This is a genomic window from Halovibrio sp. HP20-59 (assembly GCF_033052795.2).
In the GTDB taxonomy this organism is placed as follows: Bacteria; Pseudomonadota; Gammaproteobacteria; order Pseudomonadales; family Halomonadaceae; genus Vreelandella.
The window spans coordinates 1-272 of the sequence record NZ_JAWJUW020000087.1; the positions used below are offsets into that span (position 1 = coordinate 1).

Here is a 272-nt window from a genome sequence, read left to right on the forward strand (position 1 = left end):
GGCTTTGTCGGCCGCGTCGGCCGCGAAGCCCAGGCCCTGGGCTTTGATCTGCCTCATGGCACCCCGGGCGGGCCGGTGCTGGACAACGCGGGGCGGCTGATCGGTATCGCGCGGATGCCCACCGGCCAGCCCCCTCAGCTCCTGCCGCTCAGCCGGCTGCTGGCCACGGGGGACGCGGCACTGAACCGGCTGCCCGCCGCGGACAAGGCGGCCCGGCTGGAGCCCGACCGCCTCTACGAGCTGGCCCTGCCGTTCACGCTGCAGGTCCTGGG

The 272-nt window shown here is 75.0% G+C and carries 1 protein-coding gene; it reads left to right on the forward strand.

What is annotated here, in order from left to right; genetic code table 11:
* The coding region (locus RZA33_RS19475; protein ID WP_317509764.1) for a hypothetical protein at positions 1-272 on the forward strand (272 nt) is incomplete at both ends.